Source organism: Diaphorobacter sp. ED-3 (assembly GCF_027625375.1).
In the GTDB taxonomy this organism is placed as follows: Bacteria; Pseudomonadota; Gammaproteobacteria; order Burkholderiales; family Burkholderiaceae_C; genus Diaphorobacter; species Diaphorobacter nitroreducens.
This window is the reverse complement of record NZ_CP115182.1, coordinates 105,007-131,599: the sequence shown is the minus strand read 5'-3', so window position 1 is coordinate 131,599 and position 26,593 is coordinate 105,007. Positions and strand designations below refer to the sequence as shown.

The 26,593-nt window shown below is 66.6% G+C and carries 23 protein-coding genes; 16 read left to right on the top strand and 7 right to left on the bottom strand.

Going from position 1 to position 26,593, the window contains the following annotated elements:
* The first annotated feature begins 154 nt into the window (after nucleotides 1-154).
* From PCQ86_RS00665 to PCQ86_RS00645, 5 genes are all read left to right on the top strand, one after another.
* Nucleotides 155-739 carry an NADPH-dependent FMN reductase gene (locus tag PCQ86_RS00665; RefSeq protein WP_011803497.1) on the top strand — a complete coding sequence of 195 codons (585 nt, stop codon included), beginning with the start codon at nucleotides 155-157 and terminating at the stop codon, nucleotides 737-739.
* A gap of 65 nt (nucleotides 740-804) precedes the next feature.
* A complete protein-coding gene (locus tag PCQ86_RS00660; RefSeq protein WP_270174611.1) occupies nucleotides 805-1,071 on the top strand; it encodes a YkgJ family cysteine cluster protein in 267 nt (88 codons plus the stop codon).
* Between the two features lie 134 nt (nucleotides 1,072-1,205).
* Nucleotides 1,206-1,814, top strand: coding sequence for a glutathione transferase GstA (gene gstA, locus PCQ86_RS00655; RefSeq protein ID WP_135148374.1), 609 nt, complete (start codon nucleotides 1,206-1,208; stop codon nucleotides 1,812-1,814).
* 265 nt (nucleotides 1,815-2,079) lie between these two features.
* Nucleotides 2,080-3,204 (top strand): alkene reductase, encoded by a 1,125-nt coding sequence (locus PCQ86_RS00650; protein ID WP_135148373.1) that lies wholly within the window; start codon nucleotides 2,080-2,082, stop codon nucleotides 3,202-3,204.
* Between the two features lie 154 nt (nucleotides 3,205-3,358).
* Nucleotides 3,359-4,108, top strand: a complete 750-nt coding sequence (locus tag PCQ86_RS00645; RefSeq protein WP_270174610.1) for a sulfite exporter TauE/SafE family protein — start codon at nucleotides 3,359-3,361, stop codon at nucleotides 4,106-4,108.
* A gap of 186 nt (nucleotides 4,109-4,294) precedes the next feature.
* On the opposite strand, the gene PCQ86_RS00640 is transcribed toward PCQ86_RS00645, so the two are convergent.
* Both PCQ86_RS00640 and PCQ86_RS00635 read right to left on the bottom strand, forming a co-directional pair.
* Nucleotides 4,295-5,947, bottom strand: a complete 1,653-nt coding sequence (locus tag PCQ86_RS00640) for a methyl-accepting chemotaxis protein (protein ID WP_220638237.1) — start codon at nucleotides 5,945-5,947, stop codon at nucleotides 4,295-4,297.
* A gap of 184 nt (nucleotides 5,948-6,131) precedes the next feature.
* Nucleotides 6,132-8,480: a heavy metal translocating P-type ATPase gene (locus tag PCQ86_RS00635; RefSeq protein WP_270174609.1), complete on the bottom strand. Its 2,349-nt coding sequence runs from the start codon at nucleotides 8,478-8,480 to the stop codon at nucleotides 6,132-6,134.
* Between the two features lie 178 nt (nucleotides 8,481-8,658).
* On the opposite strand from PCQ86_RS00635, the gene PCQ86_RS00630 reads away from it, so the two are divergent.
* From PCQ86_RS00630 to PCQ86_RS00610, 5 genes are all read left to right on the top strand, one after another.
* Entirely contained in the window at nucleotides 8,659-8,856 is a 198-nt protein-coding gene (locus PCQ86_RS00630) for a heavy-metal-associated domain-containing protein (protein ID WP_012655153.1), read from the top strand.
* The gene (gene cueR, locus PCQ86_RS00625; protein ID WP_011803489.1) at nucleotides 8,853-9,356 is read left to right on the top strand and encodes a Cu(I)-responsive transcriptional regulator; all 504 of its coding nucleotides are present in this window, start codon (nucleotides 8,853-8,855) and stop codon (nucleotides 9,354-9,356) included. The genes PCQ86_RS00630 and cueR overlap by 4 nt, the downstream gene beginning before the upstream one ends.
* A 111-nt stretch (nucleotides 9,357-9,467) precedes the next feature.
* Nucleotides 9,468-9,683 carry a DUF2945 domain-containing protein gene (locus PCQ86_RS00620; RefSeq protein ID WP_011803488.1) on the top strand — a complete coding sequence of 72 codons (216 nt, stop codon included), beginning with the start codon at nucleotides 9,468-9,470 and terminating at the stop codon, nucleotides 9,681-9,683.
* Between the two features lie 12 nt (nucleotides 9,684-9,695).
* Nucleotides 9,696-10,247 (top strand): DUF488 domain-containing protein, encoded by a 552-nt coding sequence (locus tag PCQ86_RS00615; protein WP_270174608.1) that lies wholly within the window; start codon nucleotides 9,696-9,698, stop codon nucleotides 10,245-10,247.
* Complete coding sequence (locus PCQ86_RS00610; protein ID WP_270174607.1) at nucleotides 10,244-11,431, top strand: acetyl-CoA C-acyltransferase family protein; 1,188 nt, start codon at nucleotides 10,244-10,246, stop codon at nucleotides 11,429-11,431. The genes PCQ86_RS00615 and PCQ86_RS00610 overlap by 4 nt, the downstream gene beginning before the upstream one ends.
* Before the next feature lie 296 nt (nucleotides 11,432-11,727).
* Here the strand turns inward: PCQ86_RS00610 and PCQ86_RS00605 are convergent, their stop codons facing one another.
* Nucleotides 11,728-12,030: a DUF3297 family protein gene (locus tag PCQ86_RS00605; RefSeq protein ID WP_012655148.1), complete on the bottom strand. Its 303-nt coding sequence runs from the start codon at nucleotides 12,028-12,030 to the stop codon at nucleotides 11,728-11,730.
* Nucleotides 12,031-12,506: 476 nt separating this feature from the next.
* The gene (locus tag PCQ86_RS00600) at nucleotides 12,507-13,760 is read right to left on the bottom strand and encodes a nucleoside recognition domain-containing protein (protein WP_252101557.1); all 1,254 of its coding nucleotides are present in this window, start codon (nucleotides 13,758-13,760) and stop codon (nucleotides 12,507-12,509) included.
* 54 nt (nucleotides 13,761-13,814) lie between these two features.
* Between PCQ86_RS00600 and PCQ86_RS00595 the strand changes: the two genes are divergently transcribed.
* Nucleotides 13,815-14,459, top strand: a complete 645-nt coding sequence (locus PCQ86_RS00595) for a LuxR C-terminal-related transcriptional regulator (protein WP_011803483.1) — start codon at nucleotides 13,815-13,817, stop codon at nucleotides 14,457-14,459.
* A 70-nt stretch (nucleotides 14,460-14,529) separates the two neighbouring features.
* Here PCQ86_RS00595 and PCQ86_RS00590 read toward each other — a convergent pair whose 3' ends face one another.
* Nucleotides 14,530-17,184: a hybrid sensor histidine kinase/response regulator gene (locus tag PCQ86_RS00590; protein WP_270174606.1), complete on the bottom strand. Its 2,655-nt coding sequence runs from the start codon at nucleotides 17,182-17,184 to the stop codon at nucleotides 14,530-14,532.
* A gap of 169 nt (nucleotides 17,185-17,353) precedes the next feature.
* Between PCQ86_RS00590 and PCQ86_RS00585 the strand changes: the two genes are divergently transcribed.
* The 3 genes from PCQ86_RS00585 to PCQ86_RS00575 all read left to right on the top strand — a co-directional run bounded on the left by PCQ86_RS00585 (nucleotide 17,354) and on the right by PCQ86_RS00575 (nucleotide 21,282).
* The gene (locus PCQ86_RS00585) at nucleotides 17,354-18,706 is read left to right on the top strand and encodes a dicarboxylate/amino acid:cation symporter (protein ID WP_011803481.1); all 1,353 of its coding nucleotides are present in this window, start codon (nucleotides 17,354-17,356) and stop codon (nucleotides 18,704-18,706) included.
* A gap of 243 nt (nucleotides 18,707-18,949) precedes the next feature.
* Nucleotides 18,950-20,149 (top strand): tyrosine-type recombinase/integrase, encoded by a 1,200-nt coding sequence (locus PCQ86_RS00580; protein WP_003056225.1) that lies wholly within the window; start codon nucleotides 18,950-18,952, stop codon nucleotides 20,147-20,149.
* Nucleotides 20,146-21,282: a PDDEXK nuclease domain-containing protein gene (locus tag PCQ86_RS00575; RefSeq protein WP_003056224.1), complete on the top strand. Its 1,137-nt coding sequence runs from the start codon at nucleotides 20,146-20,148 to the stop codon at nucleotides 21,280-21,282. Before PCQ86_RS00580 ends, PCQ86_RS00575 begins: the two co-directional genes overlap by 4 nt.
* Before the next feature lie 45 nt (nucleotides 21,283-21,327).
* On the opposite strand, the gene PCQ86_RS00570 is transcribed toward PCQ86_RS00575, so the two are convergent.
* Both PCQ86_RS00570 and PCQ86_RS00565 read right to left on the bottom strand, forming a co-directional pair.
* Nucleotides 21,328-22,116: a hypothetical protein gene (locus PCQ86_RS00570; RefSeq protein WP_003056223.1), complete on the bottom strand. Its 789-nt coding sequence runs from the start codon at nucleotides 22,114-22,116 to the stop codon at nucleotides 21,328-21,330.
* A 6-nt stretch (nucleotides 22,117-22,122) separates the two neighbouring features.
* Entirely contained in the window at nucleotides 22,123-23,025 is a 903-nt protein-coding gene (locus PCQ86_RS00565; RefSeq protein ID WP_012204593.1) for a WYL domain-containing protein, read from the bottom strand.
* An 89-nt stretch (nucleotides 23,026-23,114) separates the two neighbouring features.
* On the opposite strand from PCQ86_RS00565, the gene PCQ86_RS00560 reads away from it, so the two are divergent.
* Nucleotides 23,115-24,308, top strand: a complete 1,194-nt coding sequence (locus tag PCQ86_RS00560; RefSeq protein ID WP_003056221.1) for a hypothetical protein — start codon at nucleotides 23,115-23,117, stop codon at nucleotides 24,306-24,308.
* Entirely contained in the window at nucleotides 24,305-26,560 is a 2,256-nt protein-coding gene (locus tag PCQ86_RS00555) for a Mov34/MPN/PAD-1 family protein (RefSeq protein ID WP_003056220.1), read from the top strand. Before PCQ86_RS00560 ends, PCQ86_RS00555 begins: the two co-directional genes overlap by 4 nt.
* Nucleotides 26,561-26,593 lie beyond the last annotated feature (33 nt).

Below are 26,593 nucleotides of genomic sequence, written 5' to 3'. Positions count from 1 at the left end.
CGGCGCCGGTACCGCCCCCACCCTCGCGCCTGCGCTGCCGGCCCGGCGGGGAACCCGTGATTTTCCCATCTTTGCCACCCCGATGCGCGGCGGGGTTTGTTTCACGTGAAACCGCGCAGGAAAAGTGTGTCCAGGCTGTGCTCCAATCCCGCGCATGAAGTTCCTCGTATTCGCGGGCAGCACCCGCACCCAATCATTCAACCGCCGCCTGGCCGCCGTGGCCGCACACATGGCGCGCGACGCCGGCGCCGAGGTCACGCTGCTGGAGCTGGCCGACTTCGACATCCCCCTCTACAACGCCGACCTGGAGACCGTCGGCACCCCGGCCGACGTGATCCGGCTGAAGGAAGTGCTGGACGCCCACCCCGCCTGGGTGATCTGCTCGCCCGAATACAACGGCAGCTACACCGGCCTGCTCAAGAACACCATCGACTGGGCCTCCAGCCCCGTGGCCGGACACGCGGAATGGAGTGATGGCACTCGCCCGTTCGCGGGCAAGGTGGTGGGGATGCTCAGCGCGTCCAACGGCGCACTGGGCGGCCTGCGGTCGCAAAGCCACCTGGCGCCGCTGCTGCTCAACCTGGAATGCTGGCTGGCGCCGCGCCATTTCGCGCTGCCGCGCGCGGCCAGTGCCTTCGACGCCCAGGGCCAGCTGGTCGACGCAAGCCAAGCCGCCCACGTGCGCGGCGTGGTGGAGCAGGTCCTGTGGGCTGCCGGGCGGCTGCACGGCACCGCGTGACAGAAGCAAAAACCGGTACCAGCGTATATCCAGCAAGCGCTGACAGCTATGAATTAAATAGCGCCATGGATTGCCGCCCCGGCTGCGGCGCCTGCTGCACGGCGCCGTCGATCTCCTCGCCCATTCCCGGCATGCCGCACGGCAAGCCGGCCGGCATGCGCTGCGTGCAACTGGACGACGACGCACGCTGCCGCATCTTCGGCCGGCCCGAGCGCCCCACGGTGTGCGCCTCGCTGCGGCCCAGCCCCGCCATGTGCGGCGACAGCCGCGCGCACGCGATGCGCTGGCTGGCGTTGATGGAACAGGCCACGCAGCCGTCCACGCCCCGCTGAGGCCGCCTTGCCCCCAGGCGCAGCGCCGCGGGGAAACGCCCCCACAAAGGCCTTGGCATGGCAGACCCGCGCAGGTCGGCATAGCATGCGCTGCGGAGATTTTCTTCATCACTCTCTTGAAAGGACAAGACCGCATGAAGCTCTACTACTCCCCTGGCGCCTGCTCGCTCTCCCCGCACATCGTGCTGCACGAAGCCGGCCTGGCCCACACCTCGGTGCTGGCCAGCACCAAGAGCCACAAGCTGCAGGACGGCACCGACTACTACACCATCAACCCCCTGGGCTACGTGCCGGTGCTGGAGCTGGACGACGGCACGCGCCTGCGCGAAGGCCCCGCCATCGTGCAGTACCTGGCCGACCAGGCGCCGCACAAGAACCTCGCCCCCGCCAACGGTACGCTGGCGCGCTACCGTCTGCAGGAGTGGCTGACCTTCATCGGCACCGAGATCCACAAGGGCTTCAGCCCCCTGTTCAAGCCCACCACCCCCGCAGACTACAAGCCCCTGGTGCATGAGCAACTGCTCAGCCGCCTCAAGTGGGTGGACGGCGAACTGGCCCACAAGCCCTACCTCATGGGCGAGCACTTCAGCGTGGCCGACGCCTACTTGTTCACGGTGACCAATTGGGCCCCCGCCGTGAACCTGGACATCTCCGCACTGAAGAACCTGGCGGCCTACCGCGAACGCATCGCCGCCCGCCCCGCCGTGCAGGCCGCCATGAAGGCCGAGGGCCTGCTCAAGTAAGGCCCATATGGCCGCGCCCGGCATCTGCGGGGCGCGGCTTGTGCGTGCCGGCGCCTCACCGCAAAAATCCCCCCGCGCGCCGCACGCCCGGCGCCATCCAGGGCCGCCAGCCGGCCCCACCGCCGTACCCCCTCCCTGTTTGACGTAGCACAGAACCCGTGGTTCTGCAGCGCCTGGGTGTACTGCACGCCTTGAGCGATACAGGTAACCTTTGATGCGTTCCGCACCTCCCGCGGTTCGCTTTGCAAGAAGGTACTGAAGTCGCATGCCCACTCTGTTCGATCCCATCCAGGCCGGTGACCTGCACCTGGCCAACCGTATCGCCATGGCGCCGCTGACGCGCAACCGCTCGCCCCGGGCCGTGCCGCGCGACATCACCGCCACCTACTACGCCCAGCGCGCCAGCGCCGGGCTGCTGATCACCGAGGGCACGGCCATCAGCCACCAGGGCCAGGGCTATGCCGATGTACCAGGGCTGTACGCCACCGAGCAGCTCGATGGCTGGAAGCGCGTCACCGCCGCCGTGCACGCACGCGGCGGCCGCATCGTGACCCAGCTCTGGCATGTAGGTCGCGTATCGCACCGCGCGCTGCAGCCGGGCGGCGCAGCCCCCGTGGCGCCCTCGCCCATCGTGGCCAAATCCAAGACCTATCTGGTCGACCCCGAGACCGGCGCCGGCCGGTTCGAGCCCACCTCCGAGCCGCGGGAGCTCGACGCCAGCGAACTGCCCGGCATCGTGCACGCCTTCGCCGCGGCGGCGCGCAATGCGGTGGAAACGGCAGGCTTTGACGGCGTGGAGATCCATGGCGCCAACGGCTACCTGCTGGACCAGTTCCTCAAGACCGGCGCCAACCAGCGCACGGACGACTACGGCGGCAGCATCGAAAACCGCGCCCGCCTCATGCTGGAGGTAACACGCGCCGTGGCCGATGCCGTAGGCCCGGGTCGGGTGGGCCTGCGCCTGTCGCCCGTCACGCCGGCGAACGACATCGTGGACGCCAACCCGCAGCCGCTCTACGAGTACCTGGCCCGCCAGCTTGCGCCGCTGGGCCTGGCCTATGTGCACGTGATCGAGGGAGCAACGGGCGGTCCGCGCGAGGTGGAAGGACGCCCATTCGACTACGCCGCCTTCAAGGCCGCCTACCGCGAGGCTGGCGGCCGGGGGGCATGGATGGTGAACAATGGCTACGACCGCGACATGGCCCAGGAGGCGCTGGCCAGCGGCCGCGCCGACATCGTGGCCTTTGGCCGCGCGTTCATCTCCAACCCCGACCTGGTGGAGCGCCTGCGGCGGGGCGCCCCGCTCAACGCCTGGGACCAAACCACGTTCTACGGCGGCGGCGAGCACGGCTACATCGACTACCCCGCGCTGGAGCAGGCCCCGGCCTGACGCAGGCGGCCCGCCAAGCATCACGCCCGGCGCCGGGCGTGATGCTTCATGGATGGATATAAAAACCGGCCCCAGCGCTGATGGGCAAAGCGCTGGCAGCTATCAAAACAAAAGCGGGTACACCCATGGACCCGCGGGCAGCAGGGAGACATGCATGGAGACACCGGCCATCCTCGTCCTGGGCGCCGTCGTGGCGGGCTTCGTGCAAGGCCTGTCGGGCTTTGCGTTCAGCATGGTGGCCATGTCGTTCTGGGTCTGGGTGCTGGAGCCACACCTGGCGGCGGCGCTGGCGGTGTTCGGCTCGCTCACCGGCCAGGTGCTGGCTGCGGTGACCATGCGCCGCGGCTTCAATGCCGCCCTGCTGTGGCCGTTCATTCTGGGCGGTCTGGTGGGCGTGCCCGTGGGCGCCAGCCTGCTGCCCCACCTGAACGCCCACTGGTTCAAAGCCCTGCTGGGCACGCTGCTGGTGTGCTGGTGCCCCGCCATGCTGATGGCGCGCAGCCTGCCGCGGGTGCGTTGGGGCGGGCGCACGGCCGACACCGTGGTGGGCCTGTGCGGCGGCGTGATGGGCGGCATTGGCGGCTTCACGGGCGTGCTGCCCACGCTGTGGTGCACGCTGCGCGGCCTGCCCAAGGACACCCAGCGCGCCGTGGTGCAGAACTTCAACCTGGCGATGCTGGCCGTGGCCATGGCCACCTATCTGGCCAAGGGTATGGTCACGCGCGACATGCTGCCCGCCTTCGGCATCGTGGCTACGGCCGTGCTGGTGCCGGTGCTCCTGGGTACGCGGCTGTATATCGGCATCAGCGAGGTCCGCTTTCGCCAGATCGTGCTGGGCCTGCTCACGCTGTCGGGCGGTGCGCTGCTGGTGGCTTCCGTGCCGCGCCTGCTGGCATCGGCATAAAAATCGGCTCTAACTCCCGCCCAGTAAGCGCTAGCAGCTACTTATTAAATAGCAATCTGCTAACTTCCTTGCGCGCCATCACAGGCCGCAAAACCAAGGGGCAAAAAAAACGCACCCGAAGGTGCGCAAGGAGGGTTTGTTGAAAACTGGCGGCGGCGCCCGGCCGCCGCGTGCGTCATGCAGCGCTCAAGCGGCGCTCAGGCGCGGCGTGTCGCCGCCCCGCAGCGCGGGGGCCGGCGCGCCGGTGCGCGTGAAGGCCGCTGGCGCGTGGCCGTCGTCGGCCAACTGGAACTGGCTCACCACCTGCGACAGGCGGGCGGCCTGCTCGCGCAGCGACTCGGCCGCCGCGGCGGACTCTTCCACCAGCGCGGCGTTCTGCTGCGTCATGCGGTCGATCTCGCCCACGGAGGCGTTGACCTCGCCGATGCCGCCCGCCTGCTCGGAGGCGGCGGAGTTGATCTCGCCAATGATGTCGGTCACGCGCTGCACGCTGGACACGATCTCCTGCATGGCCTTGCCGGCATCTTCCACGTGGCGCACGCCGCCGTCCACGGCCGTCACGCTGGAGCTGATCAGGCCCTTGATCTCGCTGGCTGCGGCCGCGCTGCGCTGCGCCAGGCTGCGCACCTCGCCCGCCACCACGGCAAAGCCCCGGCCCTGCTCGCCCGCGCGCGCGGCTTCCACGGCCGCGTTCAGCGCGAGGATGTTGGTCTGGAAGGCGATGGAGTCGATCAGGCCGATGATGTCGCCGATCTTGCGGCTGGAGGAGGAGATCTCGTGCATGCTGTTCACCGCCTGCTGCACCACCTGGCCACCGCGCGTGGCGATGCCCGAGGCCGAGGTGACGAGCTGGTTGGCCACCTGCGAGGACGACGCCGTCTGCTGCACCGTGGCGGTGAGCTGCGAGAGCGCGGCCACGGCTTCTTGTGCGTTGCTGGCGGTCTGCTCGGTGCGGGCGGACAGGTCCTGGTTGCCGGTGGCGATCTCCTGGCTGGCCGTGGCGATGTTGCTGCTCGCGTCGCGCACCTGCGCCACCATTGCGCCCAGGCCGTTTTGCATGTCCAGCAGCGCGCGCTGCAGGTCGGCCGCCTCGTCACGGCCTTCCACGTGGATGCGCTGAGACAGGTCGCCCCCGGCGATCGCCTGTGCCATCGCGCGGGCCACTTCCAGCGGGCGGCAGATGGACACCATGTTCAGCAGCGTGAGCGGCACCACCACCACCACAGTGATCAGCACCGCCAGGGCGAACAGCCACTTGGTCTGGTCGGTGACGCGGTCCTGGTGCGCAATGGCGCTGTCCACCTCGGCGGCCAGGCGCTTGTCCAGCGCGGCCACCTTGTCGGTGGCGATGTTGAACTGCTCCACCGCCTTACCACTCATGCGGTTGGCGATCGTGGCGGTGTCGTAGCCGCCAGCCTCCAGCTGGCGTGCCACGTGCGCAAACTGCTCGCGGTAGGCCACCAGGTGCTTGGCGACGTCCTTCGCCTCGGCCAGGTCCTCGCCCTGCCAGATCTGGCCCAGCGTGGCCGTGACCTTGCCCGCACGGTCCAGCGACGCCAGCCACCGGTCGTGCGCGGCGCGCACCGACTCGGGGCGCTCGTAGTGGATGATCATGTCCTTCTCGTGCTGGCGGATCTCACCCATCTCGCTGCGCAACTGGCCCATCAGCTTCACCGCGGCATGCGGCTGGCTGATGAAGTCCTGGGCCAGCCCGTGGATGCGGAACATGCCCAGCATGCCGGCACCGCCCAGCAGGCCCAACAGGCCCAGTACCACGCCAATGGCGCCGATCATTCGCAGGCGGATCGTGAAGAGCCGCATGAGCGCGTAAATATTCATCACCGTTTCCTTGTCGTGTGCAGCCCCCGGCGGGCCACCCTCCCATGATGTGCGTCACGCAATCCGTCACCCTGTCAGGCGATGGCTTGCGCGTGACTTACGAACGAAGCCGCGCGCCAATATGCAACAAAACGTTGCAGTTTGCCAGAGAAATAAGAATCCTTTTGTCTCGTTTATCCCGCAATCACCCCCGCCAACGCTTGAGCAACAACGCGTTCGTCATCACGCTGACCGAACTCAGCGCCATCGCGGCCCCCGCGACCACGGGACTCAGGTAGCCCAGCGCCGCCAGCGGAATACCGGCCACGTTATATGCAAAGGCCCAAAACAGGTTCTGGCGGATCTTGGCCACCGTGCGCCGCGAGATGTCCAGCGCCGCCGCCACCAGCTGCGGGTCCCCGCGCATCAGCGTGATGCCCGCCGCGTGCATGGCCACGTCGGTACCATTGCCCATGGCCATGCCCACATCGGCCGCGGCCAGCGCGGGCGCGTCATTCACGCCGTCGCCCACCATGGCCACGACATGGCCCTGCGCCTTCAGCGCATTCACCGCCGCCGCCTTGTCGCCCGGCAGCACCTCGGCCATCACCTCGCCGGCCTCCGGCTGCAGGCCCAGGCGGCGGGCCATGGCCTCGGCCGCGCCGCGGTTGTCGCCAGAGATCATCACGCAGCGCACGCCCTGGTCGCGCAGTTGCGCCAGTGCCTCGCGTGCGCCGGGCTTGGGCTCATCGCCAAAGGCCAGCAGCGCGCGCAAGACATAGTGCGCCCCCGCGCTCGGCACTATCGTGTCCTCGCTGCCCCCCAGGGGAGTGCTCGCGGCTTCGGGTGGCCGTGCGCCGCTCGGGTCCTGCGCGACCCGCTCGGCCACCGCGGACACGGTGGCGCCTTCGGCCTGCAGCGTGGCCGCACGATCGGCCAGCGGGCCCAGGTCCACGCCCAGCTCCTGCATCCAGCGCAGGCTGCCGACCAGATAGCTGCGCGCTGCCACCTCGCCCTCGGTGCCGCGGCCGGGCACGGCGCGCACTCCGTCGGGCGCAGGAACAGGCAGGCCACGCTCTTGGGCGGCGCTCACCACGGCGCGTGCGAGCGGGTGCTCACTGCCGCTCTGCACCGCGGCCACAGCCGACAGCAGTGCCGCCTCATCCACCCCCGGTTCCACGTGAAACGCCGTCAGGCGCGGGCGGCCCACGGTCAGCGTACCGGTCTTGTCAAAGGCCACGGTCTGCACGCGGTGGGCGGTTTCCAGCGCCTCGGCATCCTTGATGAGGATGCCGTGCCTGGCCGCCACGCCGGTGCCCGCCATGATGGCCGCCGGCGTGGCCAGTCCCAGCGCACAGGGGCAGGCGATGACCAGCACCGCCACGGCATGGATCAGCGCGGCCTCCACGCCCGCGCCCGTCCACAGCCAGCCCAGCAGCGTGACGATGGCAATCGCCAGCACCACCGGCACGAAGACGGCCGACACCTTGTCCACCAGCCGCTGGATGGGCGCCTTGGCCGCCTGCGCATCCTCCACCAGGCGGATGATGCGCGCGAGCACCGTCTCGCTTCCCACGGCCGTCACCTGCATCACGATGCGCCCATCGCCATTGATCGAGCCGCCGGTGAGCGCCCCGCCCTCCGGGCCATCGGCGCTGCGTACCACGGGCAGCGGCTCGCCGGTCAGCATGGATTCGTCCACCTGCGTGTGCCCTTCCACCACCGTGCCGTCCACGGGGATGCGCTCGCCCGGGCGCACCACCAGCCGGTCACCCGCCATCACCTCGGCGATCGGCACGTCCACCTCGCCGTCCCGGCCCAGCAGGTGGGCCACCTCGGGGCGCAGCGCGTGCAGCGCGCGGATGGCGGCCGTGGTCTGGCGCTTGGCACGCGCTTCCAACCACTTGCCCAGCAGCACCAGCGTGATGACCACGGCCGATGCCTCGAAGTACAGGTGCGGCGTATGCCCCGCGCCATGGGTGGATTCGGCCGTGGCCCACAGCCACAGCGACAGGCCGTAGCCCGCGCTGGTGCCGATGGCCACCAGCAGGTCCATGTTGCCCGTGAGCGCCTTGGCGGCATGCCAGCCCGCCTTGTAAAAGCGCGCGCCCAGAATGAACTGCACCGGTGTGGCCAGGATGAACTGCACCCACGCCGGCAGCATCCAGTGCAAGCCGAACAGATCGCCCAGCATGGGCAGCACCAGCGGCGCCGATAGCAGCAACCCCACCGCCACCGGCGTGAAGCCTGCCCAGGGCGACTGCGCGCTCTCCTCACCCGCTTCCTGCTCCTCCACGCTGCGCGGCTCGTAGCCGGCATTGCGCACGGCGCGGCGTGCCAGCGCCTCTATGCCCCCGCCGCTGGCGGCGTCGAACACGATGTGCGCGCGCTCCGTCGCCAGGTTCACCGTGGCGTCCTGCACGCCCGGCACCTTGCGCAGCGCACGTTCCACCCGGCCCACGCAGCTCGCGCAGGTCATGCCGGCAATGCCCAGGTCCAGCGTGCCCGCGGGGGCGTCGCCCGATGCGGCAGGGGAAAGGGAAGCAGAAGTCATGAAAGCCACCTTGGAATCGATACAGGGCGCACCTTAAACCTTGACATGCTGGCAAGGTCAAGCGGCAGGCCGCGCGGGTCCCCGCTTGACTTTGACACCATGTCAGGCTTCATGATGCAGCTGTCGGCCACCCGCTGGCCCGCAACCCATCCACCGCCCTTTGATCGAGAGGACCATCATGCAATACACATTTCAAGTCCAGGGAATGACCTGCGGCCACTGCGAACGCGCCGTGGTGCACGCGGTGCGCCAGGTCGACACCGACGCCCTCGTGAAGGTGGACCTGGCCACCGGCCAGGTCATCGTGGAGAGCGACAAGTCGCGCGAAGCGCTGGCCAACGCCATCCAGGAAGAAGGCTACAAGGTCGCCGCATGAGCACCGCGCCGCGGCGCCCCGCCCACCGCGTGCCCAGCGACGGCGCGGGGCCCGCGGCCGCGCTGGACTGGCCCGTGGCCATCGGCACCGCCGCCGAGCGCGCAGGCGTCTCGGCGCGCATGCTGCGCCACTACGAATCACTGGGCCTGCTGACCGGCGTGGCGCGCACCGACAGCGGCTACCGCCAGTACACCGAGGCCGATGTGCACACCCTGCGCTTCATCCGCCGCGCGCGCGACCTGGGCTTCTCGATGGAGGAGATCGCCACCCTGCTCGGCCTGTGGCAGGACAAGCAGCGCGCCAGCAGCCAGGTCAAACGCATCGCCCAGGCGCACATCGACAACCTGAGCGAGCGCATCGCCGCCATGCAGGCCATGCAGCGCAGCCTGCAGGCGCTGGTGCACTGCTGCCACGGCGACGACCGGCCGGACTGCCCGATCCTGGACGATCTGGCCATGGCCGGCATCCCGAATAGCGGCGCCGCCGACGTCGCTATTTAATTCATAGCTGCCAGCGCTTGTGGACAGGTCGCTGGAGGCCTAAAACACCCCAAACCAACCCGCCGGCCGGGCCACAATGGCCGCCTTGACACACCCTGCAGGAGGCATGCCATGGCACACCCTTTCAAGGTGGGCGACCACGTCAGCTGGAACTCCGAGGCCGGCCGCGTCAGCGGGCGCATCACCGCCGTCCACACCCGCGCGCTGCAGTGGAAGGGCTACACCCACCACGCCAGCGCCGAAGAGCCGCAGTACGAGATCCAGAGCGACAAGACCGACCATGTCGCCCTGCACAAAGGCAGCGCGCTGCACCGCCTGGCCCGCTGAGCGGCACACGCAATGGCCGCGCCGCCGCTCTACACCATCGGGCACTCCACGCTGGCGGTGCAGGACTTCATCGCGCTGCTGCAGCGCGAAGGCGTGACACGGGTGATCGACGTGCGCGCCATCCCGCGCTCGCTGCGCCAGCCGCAATTCCACGAGGACCGGCTGCCCGCCGCGCTGGCCGCGCAGGGCATCGCCTACACCCACATGCCGGCGCTGGGCGGGCGCCGCTCCTTGCAGCGCGGCGTGCCGCCCACCACCAACGGCTACTGGGACAACCGCAGCTTCCACAACTACGCCGACTACGCGCTGCAGCCCGCCTTTCGCGCCGCGCTGGCCGCGCTGCGCACGGCCGCGGCACGCGAGCCCTGCGCCATCATGTGCGCCGAGGCCGTGTGGTGGCGCTGCCACCGCCGCATCATCACCGACCACGTGCTGGCCGCCGGCGGCGCGGTGCGCCACATCCTGGGCGCGCGCACCGAGAGTGCGACACTCACCCCGGCCGCGCAGGTCCACCCGGACGGTACGGTCACCTATCCACCTCCAACCACCGTATCTGCCCCATGACCCACCGCGAAGTCTTCGTCGTCAGCACCGCACGCACCGCCATCGGCACCTTCGGCGGCAGCCTGAAAGATGTGCCCAACACCCAGCTTGCCACCACCGCCGTGAAGGCCGCCATCGCGCGCGCCGGCATCGCGCCCGACGCCGTGGGCCATGTGGTCATGGGCAACGTGATCCCCACCGACACCAAAGACGCCTACCTCTCCCGCGTGGCGGCGATTGACGCCGGCTGCCCCATCGAGACGCCCGCGTTCAACGTCAACCGCCTGTGCGGCTCGGGCCTGCAGGCCATCATCAGCGCAGCCCAGGCCATTGGCTATGGCGACTGCGACGTGGCCGTGGGCGGTGGCTCGGAATCCATGAGCCGCGGCCCCTACTTCGACCAGGGCGCGCGCTGGGGCCAGCGCATGGGCGACAGCAAGAGCATCGACTACATGCTCGGCATCCTGCACGACCCCTGGCAGAAGATGCACATGGGCATCACCGCCGAGAACGTGGCCGAGCGCTACCAAATTTCGCGCGAGATGCAGGACCAACTCGCCCTGGCCAGCCAGCAGCGCGCCGCCGCCGCCATCGCGGCGGGCTACTTCAAAGAGCAGATCGTTCCGGTGGAAATCGCCACGCGCAAGGGCTCCGTGCTGTTCCAGGAAGACGAGCATGTGCGCGCCGCCACCACGCTGGACGTGCTGGCCGGCATGAAGCCCGCGTTCAAGAAGGAAGGCGGCACGGTCACGGCCGGCAACGCCTCGGGCATCAACGACGGTGCCTCCGCCGTGGTGCTGGTGGCGGGCGACCGCCTGCAGGCGCTGAACGTGAAGCCCCTGGCGCGCCTGGTGGGCTATGCGCACGCCGGCGTGGACCCGGCCTACATGGGCATCGGCCCCGTGCCCGCCACGCAAAAGGTGCTGCAGCGCACCGGCCTGAAGGTGCAGGACATGGACGTCATCGAGGCCAACGAGGCCTTCGCCGCCCAGGCCTGCGCCGTGGTGCAGGAGCTGGGCCTGGACCCTGCCAAGGTCAACCCCAACGGCTCGGGCATCTCGCTGGGCCACCCCGTGGGTGCCACGGGCGCCATCATCACCACCAAGGCGATTGCCGAGCTGCACCGCACGGGCGGGCGCTACGCGCTGGTGACCATGTGCATCGGCGGCGGCCAGGGTATCGCGGCGATCTTCGAACGGGTTTGAGTCGTTCTGGCCTTCAGCGCTTGTCCATCAAGCGCTGCTAGCTCCTGATTAAGTAGCAACCAAACGATCCCGCGCCTTCCTCACGGCCGATCAGAACGCCGCCTGCAGCTCTTGGGTGGATCCGACCCTAGGGCTGCATACCCGATTCCCGCGCTTTTCTGAACCGACGCGCGCAGGCTGCGCATCCACGGCAGTACGTCGGACATCATGAGGGGAAGGCTTGCGCGGCCACTACCGGGCCGATGAACCAGCGGGTGCCCACCCACCAGCCACCCGGCGGGACCGGGTGGCTTTTTTTATGCCGCGGCTTCCGGCTTGTAGAACACCTCCACGCTGCCCTTGAGGGTGATGAGCAGCGGGCGGCCCTTGCGGTCCAGGGTCTTGCCGGCGGGCACCTTGATCCAGCCCTCGCTCACGCAGTACTCCTCCACGTCGACACGCTCCTTGCCGTTGAAGCGGATGCCGATGTCCGCCGCCTGCTGGAACACGGCCGCCACATGGTGCGGGCTGCGCGGGTCGATGGCCAGGCGGTCGGGCAGGGGGAGCAGGGCGGAGTCGGTCACAGGGAAAGGTCTCGGAAAGCAGTAAAGGGCCTGCATTGTCCCGCAATCCCGGGGCGGCTGTGGCCTGCATCGCGGTACCACGTCTCCATCGCTCCTGAAAAAAGAGCTGCTAACGCTGTGTCAGCCTTCGCTTGCGCCGTTTTTGCTCGGCAGTCTTCCCCGGAAGGGCGCCTTGTGGATAAGTCTGCGGAGCGTTCTGGCACAACTGGCCAGTTATGCACAGGTGCGGGGCGCATCTGCGGCTTGTCCCCATTTGCGGTACAGCAGGCGCCTGCAGCCGTCCCCATGCTTTGGCGCAGCGCAAGTGCTTGATCTGTCAAACAAAAATCGGCTTGCCCACAGGCCGGGCCGCCCTCTACTACTACGACTATTCTTTATAAGAACTACAAAGAACAACCCGTGGCAAACCGCAGCGCCGCACAAAACCCCTTTCTCGGCCCCGGATTGAGGAGGCTTCGGCGTAAAAAAAGCGCCTTGTCAGGCGCTTTTTTGGGAAAGAGGGAAGGTTGCGATCAGCGCAGCAGCGCGTAGCCCACACCGATCGCGGCCAGCAGCCCCACGGCATCGGCCACCAGCGCGCAGGCCAGTGCGTGGCGCGTGTGCTTCACGCCCACGCTGCCGAAGTACACGGCCAGCACGTAGAAGGTGGTCTCGGTGGAGCCCTGCACGATGGCAGCCAGGCGCCCCACGAAGGAATCCACACCGTGCGTCTGCAGCACGTCGATCATCAAACCCCGTGCGCCGGCGCCCGAGAGCACCTTCATCAACCCCACGGGCAGGGCCGGCAGGAAGTCGGTGTTCCACCCCAGCGCCGCCACCCCCGCGCCGATGGCCGCCAGCAGCGCATCCATGCAGCCCGCGGCGCGGAACACGCCGATGGCCGCCAGGATGGCCACCAGGTACGGAATGATCTGCACCGCCACGCCAAAGCCCTCCTTGGCGCCGTCGATGAAGGCGTCGTACACGTTCACGCGGCGCCAGGCCCCGGCCAGCAGGAACAGCGCCACCACCCCCAGGATCACGCCCGCGCCCGTGGCACCCGCAATCTGGGCGGCTTGCTCTGCGGGCAGTTGCGCCAAGCCCGCCACCGCCGCCGCCAGCACGCCGCCCACGGCCAGCAAAGGCAGCAGCAAGCGCGCGCGCCAGATCGGCAGGCGCTGAAAAAGCGCCACCGCCAGCACGCCCGCCAGCAGCGAGGCGAAGGTGACCAGCAGCGTGGGCAGGAAGATGTCGGCCGCGTTGAATCCCGCGCCCAGGCCCTGCTTCAGCGCCACGCTCTGGCGGATGGCGATGACGGACGTGGGGATCAGCGTCAGCCCCGCCGTGTTCATCACCACGAACATGATCTGCGCGTTGCTGGCCGTGCCCGCCGGTTCGCGGTTGAGCGTCTGCAACTCCTGCATGGCCTTGAGGCCCAGCGGCGTGGCCGCGTTGTCCAGCCCCAGCAGGTTGGCGCTGATGTTCATGGTCATCGCGCCCTGGGCGGGGTGGCCGGCGGGCACGGCGGGAAACAGCCGCGTGAGCAGCGGCCCGGCCAGGCGCGCCAGCAGCTCGACCATGCCCGCGCGCTCGCCCACGCGCATCAGGCCCAGCCACAGGGCCATGATGCCGGCCAGGCCCAGCGAGATCTCGAAGCCCGCGCGTGCGCCGTCGAACAGCGCCGTCAGCAGGGCCTGGAAGATGCCTGCCTCGCCCAGCAGCCAGCGCACCACGGCGGTGGCGAACGCCACGATGAAAAACCCCGTCCAGACCCAGTTGAGTGCCATGGAACTCGATGGTAGCGGCTGGCCCCGTCCGTGCGCCGTGGCAGACTGCACCCCATGCCGCCCCCCACCCTGCTCGTTGCCGACGACCACCCGCTGTTCCGCGCGGCGCTGATCCAGGTGCTGCACGAGCGCTTTGCGCCGCTGCAGACGCTGGAGGCCGCCAGCGCCGCCACGCTGGGCCAGGCGCTGCAGGACCACCCCGAGGTGGAGCTGGTGCTGCTGGACCTGGCCATGCCCGGCGCGCGGGGCTTCTCGGCCCTGCTGCACGTGCGCGGGGAGTACCCGCAGGTGCCGGTGGTGGTGATCTCGTCCAACGACCACCCGCGCGTGATCCGCCGTGCGCAGCAGTTCGGCGCGGCGGGGTTCATCCCCAAGTCGGCCCCGGCCGAGGACATGGGCGCGGCCATCCGGGCCGTGCTGGACGGCGGCAGCTGGTTCCCGCCCATGGCGGCCGAGCGCTCCGAGGCCGACGCCGCGCTGGCCGCCAAGCTCGCGCAGCTCACGCCGCAGCAGTTCCGCGTGCTGCTGTGCCTGGCCGATGGCCTGCTCAACAAGCAGATCGCGCATGAGCTGGGCCTGGCCGAGAACACCGTCAAGGTGCATGTGACGGCCATCCTGAAAAAGCTGGAGTGCTACAGCCGCACCCAGGCCGCGGTGCTGGTGAAAAGCCTGGAGACGGAGCCGGAAGCCGCGCCCTGAGCGCAGTACCCTGCCGGCACAAGTTTCAAGCCAAATCGGCCTCTAGCGCTTGTCTGACAAGCGCAAGCAGCTACTTTTTTCGTAGCATCATCTGGCTGATGAGCGCGCGCAGTGCGGACGGGCGCACGGGCTTGAGCAGGTAGCCCCAGCCGCGCTCGGCCGCCTGGCGGCGCAGGGTGCTGCTGCGCTCGGCCGTCACCAGCACCACCGACGGTGCCTGGCCCCACACGGTGCACAGCCGGTCGTACAGGTCGGGGCCGTGGAAGGGCCCCATGCGCACGTCCAGCAGCACCAGCTGTGGCGCGTTGCCGGGCGCGGCCAAGTCCAGGGCCGACTGCGGGCTGCCCGCCAAAGGCACTTCGCAGCCCCAGCGGCGCAGCAGCGCGCCGGTGGCCTCGCAACTGGGCGCGTCGTCATCGATGTACCAGGCCGTGGTGCCCTGCAGGGGCTGGTCGCCCTCGGGCGGGGCGGCTGCGCCCGCGGCGGCGGGGCGGGGTGCGGCGGCGGCATCGGCCAGCGGCACGCACACCCAGAACACGCTGCCGCGCCCCAGTTCGGAGCGCAGGCCAATCTCGTGCCCCAGCAGCTTGCCCAGGCGCTCGACGATGGCCAGCCCCAGGCCCGCACCCCGGTCGCCGTCCTGGCTGTGGCCCTCGCCCAGGCGGCGGAACTCCTCGAAGATCTCGCGCTGCAGGCTCTCGGGGATGCCGGGGCCCTGGTCGTGCACCTCGATGCGCAGGTACCTGCCGCGGCGCCGGCAGCCGATCAGCACGCGCCCGCGGGGCGTGTAGCGGATGGCGTTGGACACCAGGTTCTGCAGGATGCGCCGCAGCAGCGCCTCGTCGCTGCGCACCGCGTAGCGCGTGCCTACGGTGCGCAGGCGCAGGCCCCGGCTGGCGGCGATGATGCCGAAGTTGTGCTGCATCACCTGCAGCAGCGGGCCGAGCGCGAAGTCGCGCACATGCACTTCCAACTGGCCCGATTCCATGCGCGAGATGTCCAGCAGGCTGTTGAGGATGCCGTCCTGCGCGGCCAGCGCGCCGTCGATGCTGTCGGCCACCTGGCGTCCGGCGGCGTCGTGCAGGTGGCCGCGCAGCAGCGAGGCGAACATGCGCGCCGCATTCAGCGGTTGCAGCAGGTCGTGCACCGCGGCGGCCACAAAGCGGGTCTTGTAGCGGTTGGCGGCCTCGGCCTCGCGCCGGGCGGCGTCCAGATCGCGCGTGCGTTCGGCAATGCGCAGCTCCAGCGCGTCGGCCAGCGAGCGCAGCTCGCGCGCGGCGTTCTTGTAGCTGGTGATGTCGGCGTAGCTGGTCACGAAGCCGCCGTCGGGCAGCGGGTTGCCGCGGATCTCCAGCACCGTGCCGTCGCTCTTGGCGCTCTCATGCAGGTGGGGCTTGCCGCTGCGCAGGTGCTGCAGGCGCCGCTGGATGGCGTCCTCGGTGGGCGTGGCGCCCAGCAGGCCGCGGCGCGCGTTGTGGCGGATCAGCGCCTCCACCGGCGTGCCCACGCGCATCAGCTCGGGCGGAAAGCGAAACAGTTCCACGTAGCGCGAGTTCCACGCCACCAGGTTCAGGTCGCGGTCGATGACCACCACGCCCTGCGGCAGGTGCTGCAGGCTGCGCGACAGGCCGGTGTCGGCCTCGCGCGCGGCCTGCACGATGCCGTCCTGCGCGGTGCGCAGCTCCTGGGCATGCTGGCGCAGCACGGTCTCCAGCTCCTGGCGGCTGCGCTGGCGCAGCAAGGCCAGGCGCTGTCGCTGGCGCACGAACAGCACCAGCAGTGCCAGGGCCAGCCACAGGCCCGCGGCCGCACCGGCCGCCCAGCGGCGGGCCTCGATGGCGCTGTCCGCGTGGTGCAGCAGGTGCAGTTGCCAGCCGGTGCCTGCCAGCTCCTGCGTGTGCCACAGCAGCGGGTCCGGCAAGGGGGGCTCCTGCGCGCGTGCCAGCACCGTGCCTTCGTCCACCCGCCGCTCCACCTGCAGGCCCAGCGGCGTGAGGGGCTGGCCGGTGTACTGGCGCGTGGCCTCCAGCTCCTGGCGCGCCTGGGGCGTGAGGGGTGCCAGCAGCCGGTAGCGCCAGGCGTCGCGGCTGGCGAGGAAGACCACGCCGTGCGCGTCCGAGGCCAGCACCACGTCGGGGCTCTGGCGCCATTCGCGCTCCAGCTCGGTCAGCAGGATCTTGATGGCCACCAGGCCCAGCGTCTGCCCGTCATCACCGCGGATCGCCGTGGACAGGAAGTAGCCCGCCTCCCCCGTGGTCAGGCCGATGCCGTAGAAGCGCCCGTGGCCCTGCGCCAGCGCCTGCTGCACGTAGGGGCGGAAGTGGTAGTCCTCTCCCACGTTGTTGGGGGTGTCGCGCCAGTTGCTGGCGGCGATGGCGCGGCCTTGCAGGTTGATGAGTGTGAGCGTGGACGAATGGCTGGCACCGTTGGCCTGCTCCAGCTTGCGGTTGAGCACGTCCACCTCGGCGGGCGTGAGCGGGTGGGTCAGTGCATCCCTCAGCTGCGCGTCCAGCGCCAGCACCTCGGGCAGGGTGCGAAAGCGGTCGATGCGCTGCTCCAGCGCCTGGCCGTACAGCGTGAGCTGGCGCCGCACCCCCTGGCTTTCGTCGTGCAGCGCACGGCGCTGCGCGTACTGGCTGGCCAGCAGCATGCACACGGCCATGCCCGCCAGCACGAACAGTGCGACAAGCGCGGTGAGCAGCGGGCGGCGGCGGCGTAGCGGCATGGGCGGAGTGTCTCTGGGTTTGGTGTCCGTGGGCGGGGCGGGCGCGCCGTCTAATACCAATAGGTTATCGGCGCGGCGGCGATGCAGGGGTACAACCGCGGACTTCCAAAGATGCGCGGCATTGCACGGCCCTGGCGCGTCTTTTTTTCGACCTCCGGAGACACGCCGCATGCATGCCATTTCCTCTGCCGCCCCCGCCCCGTCGGTGCGGCTTCCGTTCTATCGCCAACTGTATTTCCAGGTGGTGTTCGCCATCATCATCGGCGTGCTGCTGGGCCACTTCCAGCCAGAGTACGGCGCGGCGATGAAGCCGTTCGGCGATGCCTTCATCAAGCTCATCAAGATGATCATCGCGCCGGTGATCTTCCTGACCATCGTCACCGGCATCGCCAGCATGAGCCACCTGAGCGCCGTGGGCCGCGTGTTCGGCAAGGCCATGGCGTACTTCCTCACCTTCTCCACGCTGGCACTGGTCGTCGGCCTGGTGGTGGCCAACGTGATGCAGCCCGGCACGGGCATGCACATCAACGTGGCCGAGCTGGACCAGACCGCCGTCAAGGGCTACGTGAGCAAGTCGCACGAGATGACGCTCACCGGCTTCGCGTTGGACATCATCCCCAAGACGCTGATCAGCCCCTTCGTGGGCGACAACATCCTGCAGGTGCTGCTGGTGGCCGTGCTGTTCGGCGTGTCGCTGGCCATGGTGGGCGACGCCGGCAAGCCCATCCTGGACTTTCTGGACGGCCTGACCAAACCCGTGTTCAAGCTGGTGAACATCGTCATGAAGGCCGCGCCCATCGGCGCCTTCGGCGCCATGGCGTTCACCATCGGCAAGTTTGGCCTGGGCTCGCTGGTGAACCTGGCCGAGCTGGTGCTCACCTTCTACATCACCTCGGCCGTGTTCGTGCTGGTGGTGCTGGGCGCGGTGGCACGGGCCTGCGGCTTCTCGGTGCTCAAGCTGATCCGCTACCTGAAGGCCGAGCTGCTGCTGGTGCTGGGCACCTCCTCGTCCGAGTCCGCCCTGCCCTCGCTGATGGAAAAGATGGAAAAGGCCGGCTGTGCTAAGTCCGTGGTGGGCCTGGTGGTGCCCACGGGCTACTCGTTCAACCTGGACGGCACCAACATCTACATGACGCTGGCTGCGCTGTTCATCGCGCAGGCCACCGACACGCACCTCACGCTGGGCCACCAGATCGCGCTGCTGCTGGTGGCGATGCTGTCGTCCAAGGGCGCGGCCGGCGTGACCGGCGCGGGCTTCATCACCCTGGCCGCCACCCTGGCTGTGGTGCCCGAGGTGCCGGTGGCCGGCATGGCGCTGATCCTGGGCGTGGACCGCTTCATGAGCGAGTGCCGCTCGCTCACCAACTTCATCGGCAACGCCGTGGCCACAGTGGTGGTGTCGCGCTGGGAAAACGCGCTGGATGCCGACCGCCTGCACCGCGTGCTGGATGGTGAGGCCGAGTTCCTGCCAGAGCCCGAACGGGCGGTGGAACCCGTCGTGCTGGCCCGCCACCGGGCCTGATCCGGCAGCGGCCTTCAAGCCAGGCCCCAAAGCCCATGCACCGGCAACGGCGCGTGGGCTTTTTTCATTTCACCATGACTCCAGCACCGAACTTTGCTGGACTACGCCGAAGCCCGATACAGCAGGTTTATCAATAACTTAGGCGAGTCCAACATATGCCGGTGCTTTCCGAAACCTGACCCGGCTTCCCCTCTGATGGCCCCTACATGGCTCTTGGGAATCGGGTCTTTCCGAGGAGTCATCGTGGCAAAACTCAAGCTCACCAAGTCCGCAGTCGATGCGGCACAACCCCAGGCGCAGGCCGTCGAACTCCGGGACACGCTGGTGCCCGGCTTCCTGTGCAAGGTTACACCAGCGGGCCGCAAGGTGTTCATGCTCCAGTACCGCACGAACGCTGGCGAGCGGCGCAAGCCCGCCCTGGGCCTGTACGGGGAACTGACCGTCGAGCAGGCCCGCTCGCTGGCCCAGGAATGGCTGGCCGAGGTGCGCCGGGGCGGCGACCCCAGCGCGGCCAAGGCCGCCGCCCGTTCAGCCCCCACGGTCAAGGAGCTGTGTACCAAGTTCATGGAGGATTACTCCAAGCAGCGCAACAAGCCCAGCACCCAGCGCGGGTATCAGGCCGTCATCGACCGCTGCATCGTTCCGATGCTGGGCCGTTTGAAGGTCCAGGACGTGAAGCGCCCGGACGTGGCCACGGCGATGAAGAAGATGGCGCACAAGCCGGCCGAGGCCAACCGTGCTTTCAGCGTGATGCGCAAGATGTTCAACCTGGCCGAGGTGTGGGGCCACCGGCCTGACGGCACCAACCCCTGCCGCCACGTCCCGATGTACCCCAACGGCAAGGCCACCCACCTCATCAGCGACGAGGACATGGGCAAGCTGTTTCGGCGACTGGAGCACATCGAAGCCGAGGGTCTGGAGAACTACGTCATCCCGCTGGCGATCCGCCTTCAATTCGAGTTCGCCGGCCGCCGCTCCGAAATCGTGACGCTCCGATGGGATTGGGTGGACCTGGACAACCGCCGCGTGGTCTGGCCGGACAGCAAGACGGGCGGCATGTCCAAGCCCATGAGCGAGGAAGCCTATCGACTGCTCTCGACGGCGCCACGGCAGGAAGGCACTCCCTATGTGCTGCCGTCTCCAAGCCATCCCGGCAAGCACCTGACCACGGGCGAGTATTACGGCGGCTGGAGCCGCGCCCTCAAGGCGGCGGGCGCCACGCACGTCGGCACGCATGGCATCCGCCACCGCTCCGCGACCGACATTGCCAACTCGGGCATCCCGGTCAAGGTCGGCATGGCGCTGACGGCGCACAAGACCGTGGCGATGTTCATGCGCTACGTCCACACCGAGGACGATCCGGTGCGCAAGGCGGCCGAGCTGGTGGCGAACCGGCGCAAGACGATCACCGAGGCGCAGCGGCCTGCGGAGGTGGCTGCATGACCAAGAAGGCGCCTGCGATGGCGGGAGTCGCACCCGCCGCCGTGCCTGCCGGCTACGCCGGCATCCACGGCGGCATCGTGGATCTGCTCGATGCCGCGCGCCAGACGGCAGCGCGCAGCGTCAATGCGCTGATGACGGCCAGCTACTGGGAGATTGGCCGCCGCATCGTGGAGGCCGAGCAACAGGGCAAGCGGCGCGCGGGTTATGGCGAGCAGTTGATCGAGCGGCTGGCAAGCGACCTCACCCAGCAGTTCGGCCGTGGCTTCAGCCGTCAGAACCTGCAGCAGATGCGGTCGTTTTTTCTGACCCGGCCAATTCGCCAGACAGTGTCTGGCGAATCTTCCCCGGAGCCAGTGCGGCCTTGGCGGCTGGACGAGCTGGCGCAGGTCTTCACGCTGCCGTGGTCGGCCTATGTGCGGCTGTTGTCGGTCAAGGACGAGCATGCGCGCCAGTTCTATGAAGCCGAGGCCTTGCGCGGCGGCTGGAGCGTGCGCCAGTTGGATCGGCAGATCGGCAGCCAGTTCTACGAGCGCACGGCGCTGTCGAAAAACAAGGCGGCGATGCTGGCCAAGGGCGCGGTGGCCAAGCCCGAAGATGCCGTCGCGCCCGGCGATGCCATCAAAGACCCCTATGTGCTGGAGTTCCTCGACCTCAAGGACGAGTATTCGGAGTCCGATCTGGAGGCCGCCTTGATCCGGCGGCTGGAAGACTTCCTGCTCGAATTGGGTGAAGGGTTCACCTTCATTGGACGGCAGCGGCGCTTGCGCATCGACCAGACCTGGTATCGGGTGGACTTGCTGCTGTTCCATCGCAAGTTACGCTGCCTGGTCATCATCGACCTGAAGCTGGGGAGTCTGACGCATGCGGACGTAGGCCAGATGCACATGTACTGCAACTATGCCAAGGAACACTGGGCCTATCCCGAGGAGAACCCGCCGGTGGGGCTGATTCTTTGTGCCGACAAGGGGCTCGCCCTGGCGCGGTATGCGCTGGAGGGCTTACCCACCAAGGTCATGGCGGCGAACTACCGGATGGTTCTGCCGGATACCGATGTGCTGCAAAAGGAACTGGAAAGCACGCGGCTCTTGCTAGAGTCTCGCGGAACGATTCGTCCCAAGACGTGGAAGCGGTAGACACACCTGCGGAGCTATACGCCTGTTTGGAGATTGGGCAGAACCTCAGTCTGTAGTCGGTTTTACGGCTTTCTTCCGTGAGGAGGAAGAAGGCAACGACGGCAAACATTCAAACAAACGTTCCGCATAGACGAATCCCATCCGCCTTACTGCGTCCTGATCGAAATACAGTAGCCATGCGGCAAGTAGCGCCAGCGAAATGAGCAATGTCAAGCCTGCGGCAAGCCCTGGATCGGCAAGGTGCACCAAGTCAAATTGGAGAGGTGCTACCTGCAAAATCTTTGCAATCAACAATCCGTAGACGACGCCCATGAGGCACGACAGGATACCGACAGGCTTCATCGCCAGCATGTTGCGATGAAATCCATAGGCGATGTTCTCTTTCAGCAAGAGCTGCTTGTTGGAACGCGTGAGTTCGCGAAGCCGCTTAGTGGCACCGATGTAGATGTCGTCTGCCTTGTCTGGGTTTGCTGATTCTTCTTCTGCCGTTGGCATGGCGATACCCAACTTGGCAGTGATCGCCGTGTGATAACGCTGCTTGCTGACACCATCAAGGAACTTGTCGCGGTGGCGTAGTGCGATGGTCGTGGGCATGCCACCCCATTTTGAGACCAGCATCTCTTCAAGTTTTTTACCACGTCCGCGCGCTACGCTCGCGAGTGCATAGATAGCGCCGCAGCCGCCCAGCAGGCCGATCACACCTGTAAGCACAGGGTGCCGAGCCCCGTAGACGCACAACAGCGGCACCAGCACGGGTAAGGCCACAAGAAGGCCAGGGATAACACGTGCCTTGCGCTCGTAGGGGTCTTTGACCAGTTCAAAAATTGTTGTCATGTGAAGTCAGGCCTGTGCCGCCAAGGCGTCGATATAGGGTTGGATTTCATCGCGGTTTTTCAGCGTGATCTGCTGTGCGAGGGGGTCTGGTGCTTCCTTGGTATGCAAACCCAAACGTCTCAGCGTGTAGTACAGAAACGCTTGGCGGCATGGAAGTTTGACCTCTCCATCTTCCATGCCGTAGTCCAACTCTAAGACTCGTTTCTTGGCTGCAGGCAAATCGGGATGCGGTGCAAGTACCAGCGTCAATACAGTTTGCCAATGCGAATCTTGGTTGGAGTCCACTTGGGTCGCCTCGAAGCCATCGATGCGCAGGATTCGAGCAAGGACGAAATCGCTGAAGCGCTGGCGCTTGTGGCAAAACGCGCGCATGTGCCAGCGAAAACCGTCATTGCCAAGGGCGTGGGGAGACAGCAAGCGAACCGATTCATCCAACGACGTCATGGACTGGTAGCTCACCAGAATGGATTCCTGCTGGCGGATTGCGCGCACCACTGCTTCGACGGTCTGCTCATTGATCGTGCGCCAAGGGGACGGGGCCCAATCTGTCTCCGGCGCGGAGCCGATGAAGCTGGCCGTCGGCTCGACAATTCCCATCTTTGTCGCTAGCAGTTCTGCTAGATAGCGTTGCGCCGAGCTTCGTTGGTAAAGCGGGTGAAAACTCTGCGCTGCCGTGTAGGTCTTGGAGCTGCGGTCGTAAGTCAGGTTGCTCGGCGCCAACTCCATGTACTTGGAAATGTCCAGCGATGCCTGCGGGACCGAAATACCAAAGTGCTCGGTGAGATCCATCCGGTTGATGCGCCGCTCCCAGCGCAGACGGAAATCGATGAATTGAAGTCTGCTCTCCAGCCCCCAACTTAGCCCCTTAGGCTCAGCAGGTTCGGCGGCAGGAAAGGAAGGTTTTTGCATCAGTCACGCCTAAAAAGTAGACGGATATAAAAAATCGTCGTACATTAACTATACGCGATCATCCTTCGGTCGTCTACCCGGAGACCCCAGTGCCTACAACCATCACGTTTTTTCCCGTCGACAACGGGGACATGACCCTCATCAAGTTCGGCGATCTCGACGCGACGACTCTGCTGATCGACGTAAACATCAGGCAAGACGCCGACGACCCTGACGGGGAGGCGCGCGATGTCGCCAAGGATTTGCGCGAACGACTGAAGAAGGATGAGAACGGCAGGCCGTATGTCGATGCGTTCCTGCTGAGCCACCCGGATCAAGACCATTGCCGAGGGTTGAAGCGACACTTCTACCTAGGGCCACTCGACAAGTACCCGGACGACAAGAAGGACGACAAGGACAAGAAAATCGTGATCCGCGAGATGTGGTCGTCCCCGATCGTGTTTCGACGCGCCAGCAAGACGCACACCTTGAGCGACGACGCCAAGGCATTCAACACGGAGGCGCGTCGGCGCGTGCAACTGAACCGTGACAAGAATTTCGCCGTCGGGAACGGTGACCGCATTCAGATCATGGGCGAGGACATCGACGGAAAAACCGATGATCTCACTTCGATTGTGCGGAAGGTGGACACGCGCTTTTCAACGATCAATGGCAAGAGTTCCGCATTCTTTTCTGCGTTTCTTTTGGCTCCACTGGACGCCCAGGATGACGAGGAAGAGGAAGAGTGCCTGGTCAAGAACCAGTCCAGCGTTATTCTGAACATCACGTTGGCGGCTGACGCGCAGACGCCGGATGGTGCGAAATTCCTTACTGGTGGCGATGCTGAGGTGTTCATCTGGAACCGCCAGTGGCAACGCCACAAGGCTGAAGCAGATGTGCTTGAGTACGACATCATGCAGGCGCCTCATCATTGTTCCTGGCATTCGCTGTCCTATGACAGCTGGTCCGACTACCGTGAAAAAGCCAAGCTCGATGCTGATGCTCGCAAGGCGCTTTCGCAGACCCGTGACGGCGCCGTCATCGTCGCCAGCTGCAAGCCGATTGCAGATGATGACAGCGATCCGCCCTGCATCCGTGCGAAGCGTGAGTACGTGACGATCGTGGACGAAGCAAAAGGCGAGTTCTACTGCACAGGCGAGTACCCCAGCGAAAAGTCCGTGGAACCGCTCGTTTTCACCGTAACCGCTCAGGGTGTGCAACCTCCCTCGAAGAAGGAGTCCGGATCGAAGGCCGCTGCCGTGGTGACCTCTGCGCGCACCCCCATGCCGCACGGAGCATCATGACGGGCACCATCGCAGACGCACTGCATCAACTTCAGCGGCATCGAGGCCTTATCCGCGTTGGCGAGCCAAGGACAACTGGTGCATCGACGGAGATTGAAGTCGATGTTGCGGTCCAACTGCCGAACAGGTCTCGGCGCAATGGTATCTCTGAGACCGGAGTGCGCACCGTCGAGACGTGCGTGCTGGTATTCGGTAGTGACTGGCCCCTGTCTGCACCCGAGCCCTTCTTACGTGCGGACTTCCCGCTCAACTTGCCGCACATCAACCCCCATCGCCAAGGCGAGTTAGTCTCGCCGTGCCTATTCGAAGGGTCGTTGAACGAGCTGCTGCATCGGTTTGGCCTGGACGCCGTTGTCGATCAGTTGATCGACTGGCTGCACAAGGCCGCGGCCGGAACACTCCTGGACCTGGAGCAGGGGTGGGAACCAACGCGCCGAGACAGCTGTCCTTCGACCGTTGTATTCAGTGCCGAGAAGGTCGCGGCCGCCGCTCCCGCTGACGGCACGATTCTGGTGGTTCCCGCAGGCTACGTGACGATCGATGGCGGTCTGTACGCCATCATCAACGCCGAACTGACCGCACAAGTCGATCCTGTGTTTTATCAGGATGTTCACAACGACAAGCTGGGCAAATGGGGGAACGGCCATGCCGCGGCCTTCATCGCGCGCGCTCCGATGACCGACGGCCTCCCGCATGTGATCGGACGCTATCAACCAGAGACAGTTGTCGATCTCGCGACGCTGCTCGATCGAGCAGCGGAGCTTGGTATTGATCGCGACGCTTTGGCCCAGGAAGTGGACGGTTATTTCGGACGCTCAATCCTGGATATGCGACAGGACTCGCATGGCTGGGTGCATGGTTTGTACGCGATTGTGATTCTGGCTGTGCAAAGGCCAGCGTCGCTTGTGGGCTCGCCAGGGAGGAGTGTCGAGGTATTGCCCTATGTGGTGCGCTATGAACTCAACGCTCAATCGCTCCTGGAGCGTAACGCCACGGTTCACCCGGCCTTTCACGCGCATGCGTTGTCTCCTGAACTGCTGGCAAGGACGTCCGGCATTCCATACGCAGCCACATCACAGCCGCTGGTCGTGCTCGGCTGCGGAAGCGTGGGATCGAAAGTCGCGATGCAACTGGGGCGAGCGGGCTTTGGTTCGATGACTTTCGTCGACAACGAACCCATGTCGCCTCACAACGCCGCGCGGCATGCACTCATTGAGCGGGCATCAGTTCTGGTTCCGCCTCGGAAGTCGGCGCTGATGAAGACAGCCTTTGAATCGCTGTCGCATCTTCAATCGCGAGCGTTCGACACCGACGCAGTGACTCTTTTGGTCGATCCGGAACAGTTTGCGGCAACCGTTCCGCAGGATGCGGCCCTCATCGTGGATGCGACGGCGTCACTTCAGGTGCTGGCTGCAGAAACACAATCGGCAGCGTTGGATCAATCCCCAGCCCGATTGGCACGGATCGCGATGTATGGTCAGGGGCGCTGTGTGGCGGTATTGCTCGAAGGAGCTGGCCGTGCCGGCCGAGTTGACGACCTCACGGCGTTCTTGTTCGAGTGCTGCCGGTTTGCACCGGAACTGCGTGCGTCGATTGCCGGCGAGACGTCTGAGCCGACTCGGATTTTCGTGGGTGACAACTGTCGTTCGCTGACGATGCCTATGTCTGACGCCGTTGTTTCGCGGTCGACGTCACTGGCCGGCCTGCAACTGGAACGATGGCTCGTTGATGGGCTTCCGAAGGAAGCGACGCTTTGCGCCGGAATCTCAGATGCCGAAGGCCTTGGAATGGCATGGACCCGCGCCAGCCTTGGCCCGACCACTGCGCTTGAAGTCGCAGACGATGGTGGCTGGAACATTCGGGTCCTGTCCCCAGTTGCGCAAGCAATCCATGCTGATGCGCTGCGCTGGGGTGCTCTGGAAACAGGCGGCGCCTTGATCGGCCGCATCTCGTTTGAAAATCGAACCATCACCATTGCAGGCCTTGTTGAGGCACCGCCTGACAGTGTTCGAGAGGCCGCCCGCTTCGTCCTCGGAACCAACGGGCTTGTTCAAAATTTGCGCGCCGCAAACGCGGCCTCTTTGGGGTATCTCGCCTTTATAGGAACGTGGCACAGCCACCCGAAAGGCGGCGCACATTCGGGTATCGACCGAAATACATTGCGCGGCATCGCCGAGGATGCTGGCGGCCTTCCGGCCGTGTCGTTGGTATGGACTCCGACAGGACTCACGTGTGCGGTGGATCGCTGGTAGGTGCAAAGCCACCGGCACTTTGTTGGCATAAAA

What these genes read in the sequence shown, in the direction of transcription:
- PCQ86_RS00665 (WP_011803497.1), top strand. Translation starts at nt 155, where the DNA reads ATGAAGTTCCTCGTATTCGCGGGCAGCACCCGCACCCAATCATTCAAC.
- PCQ86_RS00660 (WP_270174611.1), top strand. Translation starts at nt 805, where the DNA reads ATGGATTGCCGCCCCGGCTGCGGCGCCTGCTGCACGGCGCCGTCGATC.
- gstA (WP_135148374.1), top strand. Translation starts at nt 1,206, where the DNA reads ATGAAGCTCTACTACTCCCCTGGCGCCTGCTCGCTCTCCCCGCACATC.
- PCQ86_RS00650 (WP_135148373.1), top strand. Translation starts at nt 2,080, where the DNA reads ATGCCCACTCTGTTCGATCCCATCCAGGCCGGTGACCTGCACCTGGCC.
- PCQ86_RS00645 (WP_270174610.1), top strand. Translation starts at nt 3,359, where the DNA reads ATGGAGACACCGGCCATCCTCGTCCTGGGCGCCGTCGTGGCGGGCTTC.
- PCQ86_RS00640 (WP_220638237.1), bottom strand. Translation starts at nt 5,947, where the DNA reads ATGAATATTTACGCGCTCATGCGGCTCTTCACGATCCGCCTGCGAATG.
- PCQ86_RS00635 (WP_270174609.1), bottom strand. Translation starts at nt 8,480, where the DNA reads ATGACTTCTGCTTCCCTTTCCCCTGCCGCATCGGGCGACGCCCCCGCG.
- PCQ86_RS00630 (WP_012655153.1), top strand. Translation starts at nt 8,659, where the DNA reads ATGCAATACACATTTCAAGTCCAGGGAATGACCTGCGGCCACTGCGAA.
- cueR (WP_011803489.1), top strand. Translation starts at nt 8,853, where the DNA reads ATGAGCACCGCGCCGCGGCGCCCCGCCCACCGCGTGCCCAGCGACGGC.
- PCQ86_RS00620 (WP_011803488.1), top strand. Translation starts at nt 9,468, where the DNA reads ATGGCACACCCTTTCAAGGTGGGCGACCACGTCAGCTGGAACTCCGAG.
- PCQ86_RS00615 (WP_270174608.1), top strand. Translation starts at nt 9,696, where the DNA reads ATGGCCGCGCCGCCGCTCTACACCATCGGGCACTCCACGCTGGCGGTG.
- PCQ86_RS00610 (WP_270174607.1), top strand. Translation starts at nt 10,244, where the DNA reads ATGACCCACCGCGAAGTCTTCGTCGTCAGCACCGCACGCACCGCCATC.
- PCQ86_RS00605 (WP_012655148.1), bottom strand. Translation starts at nt 12,030, where the DNA reads ATGCAGGCCCTTTACTGCTTTCCGAGACCTTTCCCTGTGACCGACTCC.
- PCQ86_RS00600 (WP_252101557.1), bottom strand. Translation starts at nt 13,760, where the DNA reads ATGGCACTCAACTGGGTCTGGACGGGGTTTTTCATCGTGGCGTTCGCC.
- PCQ86_RS00595 (WP_011803483.1), top strand. Translation starts at nt 13,815, where the DNA reads ATGCCGCCCCCCACCCTGCTCGTTGCCGACGACCACCCGCTGTTCCGC.
- PCQ86_RS00590 (WP_270174606.1), bottom strand. Translation starts at nt 17,184, where the DNA reads ATGCCGCTACGCCGCCGCCGCCCGCTGCTCACCGCGCTTGTCGCACTG.
- PCQ86_RS00585 (WP_011803481.1), top strand. Translation starts at nt 17,354, where the DNA reads ATGCATGCCATTTCCTCTGCCGCCCCCGCCCCGTCGGTGCGGCTTCCG.
- PCQ86_RS00575 (WP_003056224.1), top strand. Translation starts at nt 20,146, where the DNA reads ATGACCAAGAAGGCGCCTGCGATGGCGGGAGTCGCACCCGCCGCCGTG.
- PCQ86_RS00570 (WP_003056223.1), bottom strand. Translation starts at nt 22,116, where the DNA reads ATGACAACAATTTTTGAACTGGTCAAAGACCCCTACGAGCGCAAGGCA.
- PCQ86_RS00565 (WP_012204593.1), bottom strand. Translation starts at nt 23,025, where the DNA reads ATGCAAAAACCTTCCTTTCCTGCCGCCGAACCTGCTGAGCCTAAGGGG.
- PCQ86_RS00555 (WP_003056220.1), top strand. Translation starts at nt 24,305, where the DNA reads ATGACGGGCACCATCGCAGACGCACTGCATCAACTTCAGCGGCATCGA.